The sequence below is a fragment of the Planktothrix sp. PLAVEN19ND genome (assembly GCF_057220675.1).
The window spans coordinates 4,138,284-4,155,893 of sequence record NZ_CM170132.1 but is presented as its reverse complement, the minus strand read 5'-3'; the positions used below and the strand labels follow the sequence as shown (position 1 = coordinate 4,155,893).

7 protein-coding genes are annotated in these 17,610 nt (G+C 38.4%); 2 read left to right on the top strand and 5 right to left on the bottom strand.

Features of this window, described 5'->3' with window-relative positions:
- The first annotated feature begins 28 nt into the window (after positions 1–28).
- Positions 29–4,324, top strand: coding sequence for an SDR family NAD(P)-dependent oxidoreductase (locus AC2D3N_RS17670; protein WP_484691659.1), 4,296 nt, complete (start codon positions 29–31; stop codon positions 4,322–4,324).
- A gap of 138 nt (positions 4,325–4,462) precedes the next feature.
- On the opposite strand, the gene AC2D3N_RS17665 is transcribed toward AC2D3N_RS17670, so the two are convergent.
- Genes AC2D3N_RS17665 through AC2D3N_RS17650 form a run of 4 tightly spaced genes read right to left on the bottom strand, consistent with a single transcriptional unit; the run spans position 4,463 to position 12,524 of the window.
- Complete coding sequence (locus AC2D3N_RS17665) at positions 4,463–6,289, bottom strand: ABC transporter ATP-binding protein/permease (RefSeq protein WP_484691658.1); 1,827 nt, start codon at positions 6,287–6,289, stop codon at positions 4,463–4,465.
- Positions 6,290–6,344: 55 nt separating this feature from the next.
- A complete protein-coding gene (locus AC2D3N_RS17660) occupies positions 6,345–7,898 on the bottom strand; it encodes a condensation domain-containing protein (RefSeq protein WP_484691657.1) in 1,554 nt (517 codons plus the stop codon).
- Positions 7,895–12,055 carry an amino acid adenylation domain-containing protein gene (locus tag AC2D3N_RS17655; protein WP_484691656.1) on the bottom strand — a complete coding sequence of 1,387 codons (4,161 nt, stop codon included), beginning with the start codon at positions 12,053–12,055 and terminating at the stop codon, positions 7,895–7,897. The genes AC2D3N_RS17660 and AC2D3N_RS17655 overlap by 4 nt, the downstream gene beginning before the upstream one ends.
- Positions 12,033–12,524 (bottom strand): condensation domain-containing protein, encoded by a 492-nt coding sequence (locus AC2D3N_RS17650; protein WP_484691655.1) that lies wholly within the window; start codon positions 12,522–12,524, stop codon positions 12,033–12,035. Before AC2D3N_RS17650 ends, AC2D3N_RS17655 begins: the two co-directional genes overlap by 23 nt.
- 537 nt (positions 12,525–13,061) lie before the next feature.
- On the opposite strand from AC2D3N_RS17650, the gene AC2D3N_RS17645 reads away from it, so the two are divergent.
- Positions 13,062–14,156 carry a monodechloroaminopyrrolnitrin synthase PrnB family protein gene (locus AC2D3N_RS17645; RefSeq protein ID WP_484691654.1) on the top strand — a complete coding sequence of 365 codons (1,095 nt, stop codon included), beginning with the start codon at positions 13,062–13,064 and terminating at the stop codon, positions 14,154–14,156.
- A 216-nt stretch (positions 14,157–14,372) separates the two neighbouring features.
- On the opposite strand, the gene AC2D3N_RS17640 is transcribed toward AC2D3N_RS17645, so the two are convergent.
- On the bottom strand, positions 14,373–17,606 hold the full coding sequence (locus AC2D3N_RS17640; RefSeq protein ID WP_484691653.1) for a non-ribosomal peptide synthetase: 3,234 nt from the start codon (positions 17,604–17,606) through the stop codon (positions 14,373–14,375).
- Positions 17,607–17,610: the final 4 nt, after the last annotated feature.

Genomic DNA, 17,610 nt, shown 5'->3' with positions numbered 1-17,610 from the left:
GAGTTGTATTCAAAATTCCTGTTCAACTATGATTAATGGCAAACAAGATTCAGTAGAAAATTCAACCTGGTTAGGGGATTCTAACAACACAAATTCACAATTAAATTATCAAACAATAGCAGCTTTATTGTTATCAAATCCATTAGTAGAAGATTGCTATTTACTAGCGCGTGAGGGCGAATTAATCGCTTATATCGTTTATTCACAGAATCGGTACCCAGAGCAGTTATCCTCTTTTGTACAGTCAAAATTATCAGACAATTTACTGCCAAGTATTTATATTGGCATTTCCTGTCTGCCCTTGACAGCCACAGGTCATGTAGATGAAATAGCCCTAAAAAATATAGAGATTGCCGATTCAGGTTTAGCACAATATACCGAAAATAAACTAAAATCTTTGCCAGAAATTGAGCAAGTTGCTGTGGTAGTCACATCCAAAACCGAAAAAAGTTCCCCGCTACATTTATCGGAACTGCTACCATTAAAAGAAAGGGAAACAGTTACAGAAAAAAATCAACAATTTAAAGAAAAGATCCATCAACCAAGTCAATCTTCTAGTTCCCAACTTGCTATCAGTCATGGAAAAGCTTTGATAGAGTCTGAATTACAAGCAAAAACCTTGGCAGAAGCACTTTTAAAATCGGCTCAACATCATCAAAATCAGGGGATTATTTATATTAAAAATAACGATTCTCGGGCTTTTCAAACCTACCCCCAATTATGGAATGAAGCCCAAAGAATCAACAATGGGTTAAAAAAACTTGGTTTGCAGGTTCAAGATAAAGTTATTTTTCAGCTATCAGAAAATTCTGATATTATTCCCGCTTTCTGGGGATGTATTTTAGGGGGATTTATTCCTGTTATTATCTCAGTCCCACCAACCTACAAAGACTTTAATAATGAAATCAATAAAATTTGTCAGGTATGGGAGCTATTAGACCAACCTCTAATTATTACCAATGAAGCCAGACAACAGGAAGTAAAAACTTTAGAAAAATGGCTGTCTAATCAAACCTTAAAAATCAGTTGTATTGAGCAATTAAAAACCCACGCTCCCGCCCAAACTTATCATATAAATCAACCCGATGATCTAGCTTTCTTTAACCTGACATCAGGTAGCACGGGAATCTCTAAATGTGTCGCATTAACCCATAAAAACCTTCTCTCTCGTGCTAGGGGGACTAACCTACTTTGTGAATATAATAACGAAGATATTATCCTCAATTGGTTACCCTTTGACCATATTGGTAGTATTTCTGATTGGCATATTCGCTGTGTTGATTTAGGTTGCCAAATGATATATGTACAAACTGAATATATCTTGGGTCGTCCTCTCAATTGGTTAGATTTAATTAATCAATATCGTATCACCCATAGTTGGGCTCCTAATTTTGCCTATAATCTTATTAATGAAGCCCTGATAAAAGAGACATCCCAAGTTTGGAATTTAGACTCTATTAAATTCTTTTTAGCCGCTGGAGAGTCGGTTTCTAATCAAGCGGTAGGAGAATTTATTGAGAAACTTCATCGGCACTATAATTTGAAAAAAACTGCCGTCCGTCCGGCTTTTGGTATGGCAGAAATGGGGTCAGGAATTACTTATTATCAACCAACAGATGAACAACCTTTATTATTTCATACCATTGATAAATCTTCTTTAAATCAATCCTTAAAACGAGTCCATTCTGAACATCCCAATGCCACAACTTTTACTGATTTAGGATTTCCAATTTCCGGTATTTCTATTAGAATTGTCAATCAAGAAAATGAACTACTTCCAGAGGAAACGATTGGTCATTTACAGGTAAAAGGAGACTCGGTTTCACCAGGTTATTATAAAAACCCTAAAGCCAATCAAGAAGCCTTTTTAGAAGATGGCTGGTTTAAGACAGGAGATTTAGGATTTATTAGTCATGGGCATCTGGTAATTACCGGAAGAAGCAAAGAAACTATTATTATTAACGGGGTTAATTATTACAGTCACGAAATTGAAACAGTTGTTGAAACAATAGAAGGAGTAGAAGCTTCTTATACCGCGGCTTGTGCTGTTAAAGCATCGGGAAATAATTCGGATCAATTAGCCATATTTTTTAGTGCGGAAACCTTTGATAAAAATGATTTAGCTGCTCTGCTTAAAAAGATTAGACAAAAAGTAATTAACAGTTTTGGAGTTAATCCAGAATATTTAATCCCCTTAAATAAAAGTGAAATTCCTAAAACTTCTATTGGTAAAATTCAGCGATCGCAGTTAATTAAACGGTTTGAAACAGGTGAATTTAAGCCAATTATTAAAGAAGTAGATATTGTCTTAGAAAATGCTAATACAATTCCAGACTGGTTTTATCGAAAAGTTTGGAAAGCCAAATATCCGGTTAATCTTAAGTTAGCTTTCGGTGAAAATTACACCGTAATTTTTCTTGATCAGTTAGGTTTAGGACAATTCTTAACTGAGCAACTCACGGCAAAAAACTTACCCTATATAGCGGTTTTATCGGCAGATAATTTTTCTCAATTAAGCAGCGATCGCTATACAATAAAACCTGGAGAAACAGAACACTATAGACTATTAATGGAGTCTTTAGCACATCAGAACATCACTATTAGCAATGTTATACACCTGTTGGACTATCAGGAATATCAAGGAGAAATTGCTAGTATAGAACAGCTAGAAAAGGCACAAGAGCAAGGAATTTATAGCTTACTATTTCTGGTTCAAGCCCTGGCTAAAATTCAGGATACGGAAAAAACAGTTGAATTACTTTTTGTTTCAAGTTATAGTCAATTAGTTGATCCTAAAGATGATATTGCATATCAAAAATCTCCCGTTTTAGGAATTATCAAAAGCCTAGCCCAAGAAAACCCTTGGTTAAATAGTCGTCATCTTGATTTACCTGTCAATAACCCTGAAGTAAATGGGGCTTATATTCTGCAAGAATTGTCGGTTTTGTCAAGGGAAAGAGAAATTGCCTATCGCCGGGGAATCCGTTTTATCACGGGCTTAGAAAAAGTCAATTTATCCCAACAAACAAAACAAGAATTACCGTTTAAATCAGGAGGAATATATTTAATTACCGGGGGACTGGGAGGAATTGGGATAGAAATTGCCCAATATTTACTCAAAAATTATCAAGCTCGTTTACTATTGATAGGAAAAACCTCCTTACCCGAGAAAAGCAGATGGAATGAGCATCTCAAAAAAGAAGATAAGTATGCCTTAAAAATTAAAAATCTACAAGCATTAGAACAACTTGGGGGAGAAGTTATTTATAAAGTGGTAGATGTGGCTAATTTAACTCAGTTGCAGCAAGCGGTAAAACAGGTTAAAGTACAATGGCAAGGGGAACTAGATGGGGTGATTCATCTAGCAGGAATTTATCAAGAAAATTTACTTCTAAACGAAACGAAACAAAGTTTAGCAGAAACCCTTCGTCCCAAAGTATTAGGAACTTGGATATTGCATCAACTACTCAAAGAAACCCAGGGAATTTTTATTAGTTTTTCCTCTTTAGCTAGTTTTTTTGGTGGTGCAACTATTGGAGGATATGCTGCTGCTAATAGTTTTTTAGAACATCTAAACGACTATCAAAAATCTCAGAATTTATCCCCAAGTTATTGTTATAGTTGGACAACTTGGCAAGAAACAGGTATAAGTAAAGGCTACCAGATGAAATATTTGACCCAAGCTCAAGGTTATTACGATATGACTGTGCAGCAAGGATTAAATTCATTTTTAGCCGGATTATATCATAACCAAGAACAGTTAATCATTGGTTTAGAAGGCAGTAATCCTAAAATTAGGCGTTTTACATCCCAGTCTGAAGGATTACAAAAATTAACCGCTTATTACACCTTCAAACATTCTGCTAAATCTATTAATTTAGCGGCTAATTTGCTCCTAAAAGATCGCTTTGGAACTCCCTATAACTGTGAATTGCGTCCGCGACAATCCCTACCCCTAAATGACAAAGGTGAAATAGATAGGGAACAATTACTTAATGAACTTCAGCGTCAACAGAATAGGGAATGGATAGTGCCAAGAAATGAGGCGGAAAGTAAAATGGCTCAAATTTGGCAAAACGTGCTAAATTTATCCAAAATAAGTATTAACGACAATTTTTTTGAACTAGGAGGACATTCTCTACTTGCTAGTCAAGTAATATCTCGTTTACGCGATATTTTTTCGGTTGAATTGTCATTGCAAAGTTTATTAGAATACCCAACAATTGCTAGTTTGACTCAAACCATTGAGGTGCTTAATGTAGTACGAAATAATCAAATCTCGATTACAGAAACACAAGCAGATTACGAACAGGGAGAATTATAAAAACTGCTCTAATTAAACAGAATAAACATATTCGGTGTGATTTGTCAATCTTTGATGATAGGTGATAACTTTAGCTGTGTTAAAAGTTGGTGGAATTTGTGTTCTTTTAGACCCAAACTATCCCCAGAAAAGACTCAATTATATTCTAGTTTTTTGTAATTGATAATCTTCTACCGTCATCAGTTGCCAATCTGAATCCTGAGAAAGTTCTAGTACCCATTGATGATATTGGAATAAACTTTCTCGATGCCCAACGCTAATAAAGGTTGTTTTGCTGTTTTCTAGCTGTTGATATAAATTATCTTCATTGTTGATGTCGAGCGCACTGGTCGCCTCATCCAAAATAATAAAATGGGGATGACTGACTAATATTCGTGCAAACGCTAAACGCTGTTGTTCACCGATGGATAAAATATTTTCCCAATTAACTTCCTCATCAAAGCCACTAACCTTGGTTAATACATCTCCCAGATTAACTTTTTTTAAGACTTTTTCCAGTTCTTCCGTACTAACTTCACGATTAAGATTCGGGTAAACTAATTGCTCTCGCAAAGTGCCTAGAATAATATAGGGACGTTGAGGCAGAAAGATAATATCGTCGGGTTGGGGTCGGATCACCGTTCCTGTTCCTGCACTCCATAAACCGGCGATCGCCCGTAATAAAGAACTTTTACCGCGACCACTGGGGCCAATAATTAAAAGTCCTTTTTCGGGTTCTACTTCTAGGTTTAAATCTTTAACAATCACTTTTTCGTAATTGGGCGTTTCCAGGGTGACATCTTCAAAAGCAATACGGTTTTTTTCTATAGTTTTAATTATGCTTTGATCTTCAGGTTGTTGACTGACTTTTTCCAATTCTTCTGTCAGGATAACTAAACGCTCAATATAATTAGAAACTTTTCCTGACTCGCTGAATTCCTTAATTAAAGTAGCCAAAGCATCAGCAAAGTAAATTGAAAGAAAACTCGCTTGACTAACCTTCCCAAAATCAATTTCACCTTGAATATATAAAGGTGCAACAATTAAATAGGGAAAAATTTGAATCATGGCTTCATAGGCTCGCTCAAAAAATTCCTTATTTCTTTCCCAATTAATTTTTTGTAAGGTATTTTTAAGGATTAAGCGAAACTTATTCTTAATCCTGTTTAATTCTTCTTTTTCACCTCTAAAAAAAGCAATAGATTCGGCATGATTACGAATATGGGTAACAGCATAACTATAATTGGCTTCTAATTCCAGTTCTTCTTCGGTGATTTTATTTAATTCTTTACTTAAATAAAGTGCGATCAGATTACCAATAATTGTATAAATAATTAAAATGATACCTACGGATATAGAAATCTGCCAGAGAATCACTAAAAAGGCTATTATCTCTAATATTCTTTGGAAGGAAGTTGCAAAAAAACTTAGGGTTGTTCTGGCGATTGGTTCGATTTCTTGGCTAAGACGTTGATCAGGATTGTCAACTATTGGATTAAAATTAATTTTATAATATGCGCGATTGCTAAAATATTTTTGAAAACTATAATCATTCAGCCATTCATACCAATTTAAGGCAATTTTCTTTCTGACAAATTTGGATAATCCTGTTAAGAGGGTAATCGTTAACAGTGAACCCCCATAGATGGAGAGACTCATTCTAAAATCAGCCATATTTTTAGCTTGAATGGCATCAAGTAACTCCCTAAGTACAAAACTATTAAATGATGTAAATCCTACCAAACCGATGATTAGCAAGAGTAAAAGAAATAACATTCCCCAACTCTTAATTACTTCAGAAAAAACTCTACCATCGCTTTCTATCGGATACCAATAGGGTTGAAGGATCGCTTTGAGGGAGTCGAGAAATTGACGAGTATTTTCCTCAGAAGGGTTGACTGAGTTTTGAGAAATAGAGGGAGATTGCATAGAAATAGGTTGTTGATTGATTAGGTTTTTTTGTAAGGGTGTTAGCGAAGTCCGCATAGCATTTCGGCAAATAAGTTATCAGTTAGAGGTCAAGATTTACTACAGAAATGCTTCACTCCCGAGGTAAACTTTTAAGGGGTTGTTGGGGATTATCCACAATATTTTGGAGCAACGTCTCAAAATGTGTTACCATTCGTCGAATTGTTTTTGGTTCAAATAAATCTGTAGCATAGACCCAGCCACACTGTAATTGCTCATTTTTTTCAGACATATCCAGAATCAAATCAAATTTGGCAAAACAATAATTATACTCTAAGGATTTAACCTGAACCCCCGATAAACAAACTCCCTTTTCTACTGCTTTAATATTTTGCAAAACCAACATTATTTGGAAAAGCGGATTATAACTGGTGACTCTGTCCCTTTGCAACAGTTCAACAAGATATTCAAAGGGGATATCTTGTTGAGCATAAGCATTTAAACAAGTTTGTCGTGTCCGTTGAAGTAATTGCTCAAAATTTTCCTCTGGGTTAATTTGGCTTCGCAGAACTAAAGTGTTAATAAAAAAGCCCATTAAACCCTCAATTTGACTATGGTTACGATTAGCAATGGGAGAACCGATACAAAAGTCATTTTGCCCACCATAACGAGAAAGCAAAAAGCTAAAAGCGGCTAATAAAACCATAAACAAACTAGCCCCTTGTTCTTGACTCAGGGTGTTTAATTTTTTCGTTAATTCAATGCTTAAGCTATGATCATAATAATCTCCCTGGTAACTTTGTCTAACAGGTCTGGGATAATCCGTTGGTAAAGTTGATAGGAGTGGGGCATTTTTTAGCTGGTTTTTCCAATAATTGATCTGAGGTTGTAGCGTTTCTCCTTTGAGGCGATTTCGTTGCCAAGCAGCAAAATCACTATATTGAATAGATAAGGGTGAAAAAATAGGTTTTTCTCCCAGGGAAAAGGCACAATAAGCCTCCCGTAATTCCCTCATAAATATCCCCATTGACCAGCCATCACTGCAAATGTGGTGCATATTAATGAGCAAGACAAATTTGTTGGCTTGTAATTGCAGCAACTTAGCTTTAAATAGGGGGCCAGTTTCTAAGTTAAATGGTTCTTGACCGTGGGCATCAATTAATTGCTGGGCTGTTATGGACTGAATTTTTGGTTCTAAATGTCGTAAGTCCTCTTGGCTTAAAATAGTAAAATCTTCTATTGTGTGAATGCGAATTTGAGGTTGACTTTCAATCCTCGGAAAATACATTCGTAAACTACTATGACGCTCCACAATAGCAGTTAAACTTTGAGCCAGAGCTTCAATATCTAAATCCCCCTCTATTTGCAAAGGTAGTGGCATATTATAGGTGGGTAAATCGCCTTTCAATTGGGCTAATGTCCACAGTTGTTGTTGAGCAAACGAAAGGGGTTTTGGTCTATCCTCTGGCAAAGTGGGAATTGTTTCTAAGATGATGGTCTCTGAGGCTTTAGCTGCGTTTAAAAAGCTGATTATTTCTGTTTTATGCGCTTTAATAGTTGCGGTTAATTCCGTCGGTAATGTGTTTTTTGTTGTGCGTAGGCGAAGTTTTTCCCCATCAACCGAAATTCGACAACCGAGTTCTCGCAATTGACTGATTAAATCTATAATTTGTGAAGAATTTTTCATAGTTCAATTTCCTCCTCATCGGAATTTAACGGTTGAGAATCGGCGGAAATATTGTACCATAAATAGGTATCTAAATAATTAGCTAAATCTTTGAGAATGTGATATTCAAAGATTTTAGTGAGAGATAAATCTACCTGAAATTGATCACGAATGCGGGTCACTAATTGGGTGGCTAAGAGCGAATGCCCCCCGATCTTAAAGAAATTATCATTAACCCCAATGCGTTCAACACCCAAAACCTCACTCCAGATAGTAGCCAGTTGAGCCTCAATGGGAGTACGAGGTGCTAAAAAGCCCGTTGCCAGATGGCGCGTCGCCTGATTAGGAGTGGGTAAAGCTTGCTGATCCACTTTACCATTGGGAGTTAATGGTAGGGCATTGAGCAACACAAACCCCTGGGGAACCATATAACTCGGTAACTTTTGTTGAATAAACTCTCGTACCTGGGGAACTAACTTCTGAACTAACTTTCCGGATAACGGATTATTGGTATAGCTTGTCCAGGGCTTAATCGTCACTGTTTCATCCGCCCAAAAATGAGCCAGGAACGGATGGGCAAATTTATTGAAATCATATTTTGGAGCTAAATCATGGCGACAGAAAATGATATCAAAAGATCCATCTTGACTGCCTTCCCACCAACTAAGATAAGCCGTATAACCCACTTTTTCTGCCAATTGCCAAACATCTTCAGGATTGACTCCCCCAGGAGGTTGTTGGTTTAAGACCTGTCGTAGTTCCCCTACCGTTGCAACAGGGGGCGGGTTTTCCAACCACTCTAAAACTTGTAAGGCTGGTTGTAGTCGTTGATTGGGAACATCTCGGATTCCTAAGTACCCGGTTGTCCGGTGTTCTAGCTTCTCTTGCAGTTGAACTAAGGAAAGGGTGTCCCGTTGCCAATTTAACCAGGGTACTGAGGTTTTAGGGTTAACAGTTAATGATTGCTCCTGGTTTTGAGTCAAATAAAGAGTGACATCATAGCGGAATTGCGTTAGTTCATTCCCCCCCTGACCCCGTTTCGGCTCGATCACCACCTCCGTAATTTGGGGAAAGCGTTGTTTAAGAGCAATAAAGAATTGAGGATCAATTAACAATTCCTCCTCGGATGCTACACTTTGATTCACCTGACGTTGCCATTGCTCAATAGTTTTATCTGCGTCCGCCCGGGTCAACTGTACTGCCGCATGGTAGGGTTCTAATAACGGTAAGCTACGGACATCACCCACAAAAATCACACCTGTACGACCTAGAGCCTGCACCGCTCCTTCGAGCATTTGTAACAGATACTCCACACTCGGAAAATATTGAACAACTGAGTTGATCACCACCGTATCAAAGACTCCCTGGGGAATCCCCTCAAAATTATCAGCAGTGCGGTAGAGTAACTTAATCGTTCCTAAGCCCTCAACCTTGTCACAGATCCTTTCCAAATTACGAATCGTGGCTAAAGAATAATCCGTTCCCCAATACTCCTGGCAATATTTAGCCACTCGAAATAACAGTAAACCACTCCCGCAACCGATTTCTAAAACCCGTTGGGGTTGTCCCACTAAAATCCGTTCTACCGTATTATCTACCCATTCACCCATGATCGGGGCGGGTATCGCTTGCCCCGTATAACTACTATTCCAACCCCTGATATTAAAAGTGGGATCAGCATCGGCAGCTAGGGGCTGACTATAGGAATCTTCGTAGAGCTTTTGCCAATCACTAACGTACTCACTTTGCCATTGAGCAAGCTGTTCAGGTAAGACCTGACCTTGAAGCTTAGGAACTAGGTAGGCTACCAGATTGGTGTTAAGTTTATGGTTATCGTGGGTGGCCACCTGATCCGCACGGGCAATAACTACCGCATCTTGAACCAAAGGATGTTCTGATAGGGCGGCTTCAATTTCCCCTAATTCCATGCGGAAACCGCGAACTTTTACCTGATGGTCAATGCGTCCTAAATATTCAATATTGCTGTCGGCTAAGTAACGAGCTAGGTCTCCTGTTTTATAAAGTTTCGCCGTGGGGTCATTACTGAAAGGATTGGGGATAAACTTTTCTTGGGTTAATTCAGGACGGTTCAGATAACCCCTGGCAATCCCGACACCACCAATATGAATTTCACCTGTCACCCCAATCGGTACGGGCTGGAGATGGGAGTCTAAAATGTAAACCTGAACGTTAGCTATCGGATGACCAATGGTAACTTTAGTGTCAAAAGGGGTACATTTGGCTACGGTGGCACAGACACTTCCCTCCGTTGGCCCGTAGGCGTTAAAGAAGTTTCGCCCTGTTGACCATTGTTTCACCAGTTCCGGCGAGGAGGCTTCACCTCCGACAATAATGGTTTGTAAAGCTGGAAGGTTTTCACAGGGAAGCACCGCTAGGACTGATGGAGGTAAGCTAATATGGGTAATATGGTAATTCCGTAATTGTTCAGCTAAAGGGATACCGGGCATCAAAGCATTTTTGTTCGCTAAGTAGAGAGTCGCTCCTGAGCCTAAAGCCATCAAAATTTCCGAGATACAGACATCAAAGCTGAAGGAAGCAAACTGGAGAACGCGACTGTTAGTTCCGACTGCAAAGCTTAGGATTTGGGCTTGGGTGAGGTTAGATAGCCCCCGATGTTCGACCATCACACCTTTAGGTTTGCCTGTGGAACCCGATGTGTAAATGACATTGGCCAGATTAGCGGCGGTTACAACCCCTATGAGATTCTCCTGACAATGGGGGGTAATTTTCTGCCAAAGTTCATCTAATAGGAGTGTTTGAGTTTGAGTTTGAGGTAATTTCTCTAACAATGGGGCTTGAGTCAGCAGTAAGGGAATCTGACTGTCCTCAATCATCAAACGGAGACGGTCTGGGGGATATTCTGGGTCAAGGGGAAGATAGGCGGCTCCGGCTTTGAGAATCCCTAAGAAGGCAACGATCATATCTAGGGAGCGTTCTACGGATAAACCGATCAGGGTTTCAGTTTCAACGCCTAGTCCACGCAGATAATGGGCTAATTGGTTGGCTTTTTGGTTTAATTGAGCGTAGGTGAGGGATTGATTTTCAAAGACGACGGCCACCGCATCGGGAGTACGCTCTGCTTGTTCTTCTACCAATTGATGAATACATTTGTCATGGTTGTAATCAATCAGGGTATCATTCCAGGTCTGGAGTAATTGCTGTTGCTCCTGGTCTGTTAGGAAGGGGATGAGAGAGACAGATTGTTGGGGATTATCGACGATTGCCCTTAACAGAATCCGAAAATGGGTCATCAAGCGAGCGATAGTTTCCCCGTCAAAAAGGTCGCAGTTATAGGAACAAAGACCTGCAAGACCGTCGGGGCCATCGGAGAGATAAATTTCCAGGTCAGCGCGTACTGAATCTAGTTCTGAAGTGATTTCTTCCACCGTTACCCCTGGTAGATCCCAGGGAGAACTGAAAGCGTTGTGGAGGGCAAAAACAATCTGTACTAAAGGATTGCGGTCTAGGTGCCGCTCGGGTTGCAATTCTTCGACCAACACCTCAAAGGGTAAATCCTGATGGTCATAGGCATCTTGGGTGGTTGTTCGTACCTGAGCCAGAAATTCTGCAAAACTGGGGTTCTCGGATAGATCAAACCGCAGGGCCAAGGTATTCACAAACAGGCCAATTAACCCCTCGATTTCAGTACGGTTACGGTTGGCAATTGGGGAGCCAATTACTAAATCAGTTTGGCCACTATAACGAGACAACAACACCGCAAACCCCGCTAAAAGGGTCATAAAGAGGGTACAACCCTGGCGCTGACTAAGTTGTTTGAGTTGTTCGAGCAGATCACGGTCTAAGTGAAATAGTTCGGTTCCCCCACGAAAACTTTGGATCGGGGGACGAGGACGATCACTCGGTAATTGATGGAGTAGGGGGACACCTGCTAATTTCTGTTTCCAGTAGTTGAGTTGACGCTCCAACACTTCACTGGTGAGCCATTGACGTTGCCAGATGGCAAAATCAGCGTACTGAATCGGTAAGGGGGGGTTAGGGGGGATCGTCCCTGTGCAGAAACTGTGATAGTAGGTGGATAGTTCACGGATGAAAACCTCTAAAGACCAACCATCGGCGGCGATGTGGTGAATCGCAATTAATAAGATGTATTCATCTTTTTTTACTTGCCAGAGTTTAACTCGTAGGACAGAAACCATTCACGATATCAAAAGGTTCGGAGACGGCTTCTGCTAACAAATGTTGGATTTGCTGTTGAGGGTTACTCAGGTTTTGCAGATTAACGACAGGTAATTGAAAGGTGACATTAGGAGTGATCACCTGAATCGGTTGGTTATTCTTAACTTTAAACTGAGTCCGTAGGGGTTCATGGCGTTGTACAAGCGTCTGAAAAGCCTGTTCTAAAGCCTTTACATTAAGATTCCCTTGCAAACGGAGAGTGCGGTCTATGGTGTAGGCTGCGCTTTCTCCTTCTAATTTATTAACAAACCAAAGGCGAGTTTGGGCAAAGGAAAGGGGAATATCTTGCTCTCTTGAGATAGGGATAAGAGACGGCTTTTGTGATGTCTGATCATTGGATTTTTGGGATTGCTGCTGTTTAAGTTTTTGCAGCACTAATTCGCGTTTTTCAGGAGACAGTTTTTCTAAACGTTTGAGAAGATCGCTCATGGGATTAATTAAAAATCAATAGTTTTCTTTTTAATCGACAAGATTTGATGTAAGTAGGTGAGAATAAATAACGTCAACAAACCAAAAGCTAAAAACCTTATCCTAAAAGACTTACAGCATTTAGTATTTTAACTTTAATTATGACCAATTACTTAGTAGCGGTTCCAATATCTCCCACTTTCAGTCCTTTAGATTGCTAGAGTATGGCATGACGGCTTCAAGGTGTTTTTCTGATCACTTTACCTCAAAAACTGACGGTGGACAAGCAACTTGAAAACTTTTCCAGGCTGGGGTTTAAACTCAACTACCTCAAAAAAGAGCTTTTGGGGGTGATCGGAGGCGATCACGCTTACTACTGCTAGACGTGATCGCCCTGAAGATGTCAAATGGGTTCTATATTAAGGTTAAGATTTTCAGCGTGATCGATTGTGTATAATTTTGTCTGACTACTTATGGTAAACTTGACGGTCGGACGATTAAAGACAAAATCTCATAGCGGATAAACTTTGGTTTAACTTTTCCAACAAGTTCTTATATATGGAATTAAAATTTGAAAAAGATTATCGAAATCAAAAGTATCTCGATATAAAAGTATCTGAGTTAGATCCATTAGGTGCTGATAATTTATTTGTTGAGTTGCCAAATATTAATAAATTTAAAGATTCATCATTACTATTCAGCCGGACAAGCTATTTCGCTGAAAAGGTTCTTCTTATTGATGATTTATCTCAAGAAATAGCTTTGGCTATTTTAAGAGATTTAGGGATGTTAGGGTCTGCTTTAACTAAGCAAGAAATCATAGTAGCTAGTGTACCTTTTTTAGAAGAAGCCTTAACTTATGTTGGAAAATATGCTGGAGAAGTTCCTCGAGATACTTTCTTTTCTTATACGTCAAGGAATCCACAAAAAGACGGAAGACTTCGCAAGTATACAGCCTTATCTGAAGAAATTTTATTTATTGATAGCTTAAAAAAAACAAACTACCTTTTATACGACTGTATATATGCTTTACAATTAGCATCTCAACTATCTATTTTTGACCCAAACTTTGGTTATTTTGTGAATCAAGCAACCAAAAATCTTCAGACTATGGTGGAAACGATGATAGTTGTCAAGAAAAATATAGCCCCAGAAGTATTTACTCTCCAAATAAGACCTTTTTTTGAACCTTATAAAGTTTATGACGTAGAATACCATGCTCCTGGGGCAAGCTCTATGCCCGTTAATTTAATTGACAAATTGCTTTGGTCTGACAAAAACGACGATTCAGCTTATCAAGAATATTATCAAAATAGTGTATCTTATATGCCATTTTCTTACAGATACTTGGCAAATCAACTAAAAAAACAATCCAGTTTGCTCACTAAAATATTTCAAGAGTTAGACAAAAAAGCCTTAGATGAAATTTCCTATCACTCTATTCAAGCTGTACTAGATTGTGTTAACACTATTTTAAAATTTCGCGGTCCTCACAAGAAAGTTGTCGATGATAATTTCAAATTAAGAAACGCCAATGCTAGAGGTAGCGGTGGCTTACAGAAAGGATTCTTGGACTACTTAATACAAGAAACTTTCCATGCAGTTAAGCGTCTCAAATTGGTTCTTTCTCAAAATACCAACGATTTTCGGTAGTGTATCTTATATAATGCCAAATAAAATTTGATAACCAGGACGTTCGTAGATAATATTTTTATCAAAGTAGTTTACTAATAATGAATAATTAGAGGAGTCAATTGCATTAAACAGAGCGAGAATTAATTCCTTATTAGTGAGCGTTGATGACGCAACAGGTTGATACATATTGAATACCTAAGTGTTAAAAGAACTTTTCAATAGTTTGATGAAGAATTAGAGTAATTGTTGAGCTACCTCCTCGTCAGATAATTGATCAATTTCCCCTAAAATTTGAGCGAGAGCATCACTTTCTGACTGTTCAAGTTGCTGAATAATAACTCTTTCAGCCAGTTGATTAATAGTGGGATTATCAAAAAAATAACGGAAAGAAAACTCAATTCCAAAAGTCTCTTTAAGCCGCGAAATCACCTGAGTAGCGAGCAAGGAATGACCACCTAATGCAAAAAAGTTGTCATAGATTCCTACTTGATTTAAGCGCAGAACTTCTGACCAAATGGTGGCGATTTCCCGCTCTGTATCTGTGCGAGGTTCGACAAATGCAACGCCTGATTGTTGTTGATTATGATCGGGAGTCGGTAAACCCCATCGATTAATTTTACCATTAGGTGTGAGAGGAAAAGCTTCTAAAAAGACAAAAGCATTAGGAATCATATAATAGGGGAGTTTTTCGCCAAGAAAATCCCGCAATACTTTTGGTTTTAATTGATCATTATGGGGAATGATATAGGCTACCAAGGATTTATCCCCAGGAGAATCTTCTCGCACTATGACAATGGCTCCTTTAACCTGAGAATGTTGGCTTAAAAGTATCTCTATTTCACCTAATTCAATGCGAAATCCTCGGACTTTTACTTGATGATCTATCCGTCCTAAAAACTCCAGATTACCGTCAGTTAGACGACGGGCTAAATCACCTGTTTTATAAAGAGTATCTCCGAGAATGAAAGGATTAGGAATAAACTTTTCACGGGTTAAAATTGGCTGATGTAAATAATCTCTGGCTACACTTGCACCACCAATATAAATTTCCCCTGGAATACCGATAGGAACTCGTTGTAAATTGTGATCTAATAAATAAACTATTCTGTCGCCAATGGGTTTACCGATAGGAATAGAATTGATCTTTTCATCAAGTTGTTTGGGCATGGGATAACAACAAGTAAAAACTGTACATTCTGAAGGGCCATAACCATTAATAAGTTGGGTTTCAGGTAATATATTTAGGGCTCGATGAATATGATCAATAGAAAGGGTTTCACCACCAACTAAAAGCTGTTTAATTCCTAATAATGATTCGGGTTGGGTGTCTATCATTAAATTAAATAAAGCGGAAGTTAACCAAAGAATATTAATCTTTTCGGTCTGAATAATTTGACTTAATTCTTCAGGGGTGGGAATATTACCGGGATAAAGGACACAACGACCTCCACAAAGCAAGGCTGGCCATAATTCAAGGGTTAAAGCATCCCAAGAAATTGAGGAATGTTGTAGCCAAATTATGTTAGCATCCAGGTGAATATAATCTATCCCAAACATAAAACCTATAAAGCTACGATGGGGGACTTCCGTACCTTTTGGTGTTCCTGTAGAACCGGATGTATAGATAATATAAGCTAAGTTATCTATCCCTACTTCATTTAATAGATTCTCGGTAGAATATTGAGCAATATTTTTCCATTCAGACTCGATATTAATGATTTTCTGATGGTCATTTTTGGGCAATTGAGCTAATAAATGATTTTGCGTGAGAATCAGAGGAGATTGCACATCTTCAATCATGAAAATTAATCTTTCTGACGGATAACTGGGATCTAAAGGGACATAAGCTCCACCTGCTTTAAGAATGGCTAAAATGGCGATGACCATTAAGGGTGATCGCTCAATACAAACGCCGATTTTATCTTCTAATTTAATTCCTAAAGATTGCAAATAATGGGCGAGTTGATTAGCCCGGTTATTTAATTCTTGATAGGTAAGTTTTTCCTTTTGATAAGTCAGGGCAATCACGTCGGGGGTTTGATTAACTTGTTGTTCAAACAGGTGATGAACACATTGATAATTAATGGTTTTAATCTGCTCCTGATTTTGTTTTTCTTCGGCTATTAATTGTTGTTCTTCTGTTTCAGTGAGTAAGGAAAATTGCGAGAGAGACTGTCCTGGTTGGGTAGCAATATGGGTTAATAAATTTTGCCAATGACCAATCATGCGCTCAATGGCTTTGGGGTCAAAACGACTGGTATTGTAGATAATTCTTCCTGATAATTCTGAGTTAGGAATTACAACTAAGGTGAGGGGATAATTGGTGCGTTCAAAACAACGCAGATCAGTTATTTCTAAGGTTTTTTTTGCCTCCGTTTCCGAAGAATCTACGGGATAGTTTTCAAAAACTAAAATACTTTCAAATAAGGGCATTCCTGGCAGAATATCGCCACTTTTTTGAATTTCTGCTAGGGAATAATAAGCATATTGTTCCTGTTCAAATTGTTGTAATTGTAAATCTTTCAGCCAGGGAATTAATTCCTGCTGATCAGAAATAGTTAAGCGGATCGGTAAGGTATTAATAAATAAACCTACCATTTTATCTACATCGGGCAGACTATTGGGACGACCTGATACCGTCGCGCCGAAAATAATATCAGTTTCTCCACTGTAGCGAGAAAGCAATAATCCCCAGGCTCCCTGTACTAAATTATTCAGGGTTAAACGGTGTTTTTGGACTAAGGATTGGAGTTTTTTAGTAACTTCTAAAGATAATTTAAAAGGAACTTCTTGATAGGCAACTTCAGGGGTTTTATTGCCTGGCAATTTATCAATTACTAAAGGAGTTGCAGCTTCAAATGCTTGTAATTGATTTCGCCAAAACTTGCCTGCTTGATCCTGATCCTGTTGCTGTAACCAATTAATATAATCTCGATAGGGATAACAGGATTTTAAGGTTAAAGATTTGCCTTGTTGATAGGCTTCGTAGAGATCAAAAACTTCTTGGAGAATAATTTGCATTGACCAACCATCAAACAAAATATGATGATGACTCCAAATAAATTCGTGACTGTCGCTGGCTAATTTAATAATCGTAAAGCGCATCACAGGGGCTTGATCTAAGGCCATTCCCGTAACCCGATCGCTTTTTAAAAAAGCTTCTAATTGGCTTTGTTGTTGGTCATGATCCCAATGTTGCCAGTCGTGAATTGTCCAGGCTAAATCTACCTTACGATTCACCATTTGCAAGGGTTTTTCAATTTCTTCCCAATAGAAAGAACTGCGTAAAATGGGGTGACGAGTAACTACTTTTTGCCAAGCCTGTTGAAAATTGGGCAGATTGAATTTCCCTTGTAATGCGCAAACTAGCTGTTCAAAATAAACCTCGGATTCGGGCGCGTAAAGGCTATGAAAGAGCATCCCCTGTTGCATGGGAGAAAGTTCATAGAGGTCTTCAATATTGTTCATTTAA

Bases quoted from the DNA above. Each gene is read 5' to 3' on its own strand.
- AC2D3N_RS17645 (WP_484691654.1), top strand. From the start codon at position 13,062: ATGGAATTAAAATTTGAAAAAGATTATCGAAATCAAAAGTATCTCGAT.
- AC2D3N_RS17670 (WP_484691659.1), top strand. From the start codon at position 29: ATGATTAATGGCAAACAAGATTCAGTAGAAAATTCAACCTGGTTAGGG.
- AC2D3N_RS17650 (WP_484691655.1), bottom strand. From the start codon at position 12,524: ATGAGCGATCTTCTCAAACGTTTAGAAAAACTGTCTCCTGAAAAACGC.
- AC2D3N_RS17665 (WP_484691658.1), bottom strand. From the start codon at position 6,289: ATGCGGACTTCGCTAACACCCTTACAAAAAAACCTAATCAATCAACAA.
- AC2D3N_RS17660 (WP_484691657.1), bottom strand. From the start codon at position 7,898: ATGAAAAATTCTTCACAAATTATAGATTTAATCAGTCAATTGCGAGAA.
- AC2D3N_RS17640 (WP_484691653.1), bottom strand. From the start codon at position 17,606: ATGAACAATATTGAAGACCTCTATGAACTTTCTCCCATGCAACAGGGG.
- AC2D3N_RS17655 (WP_484691656.1), bottom strand. From the start codon at position 12,055: ATGGTTTCTGTCCTACGAGTTAAACTCTGGCAAGTAAAAAAAGATGAA.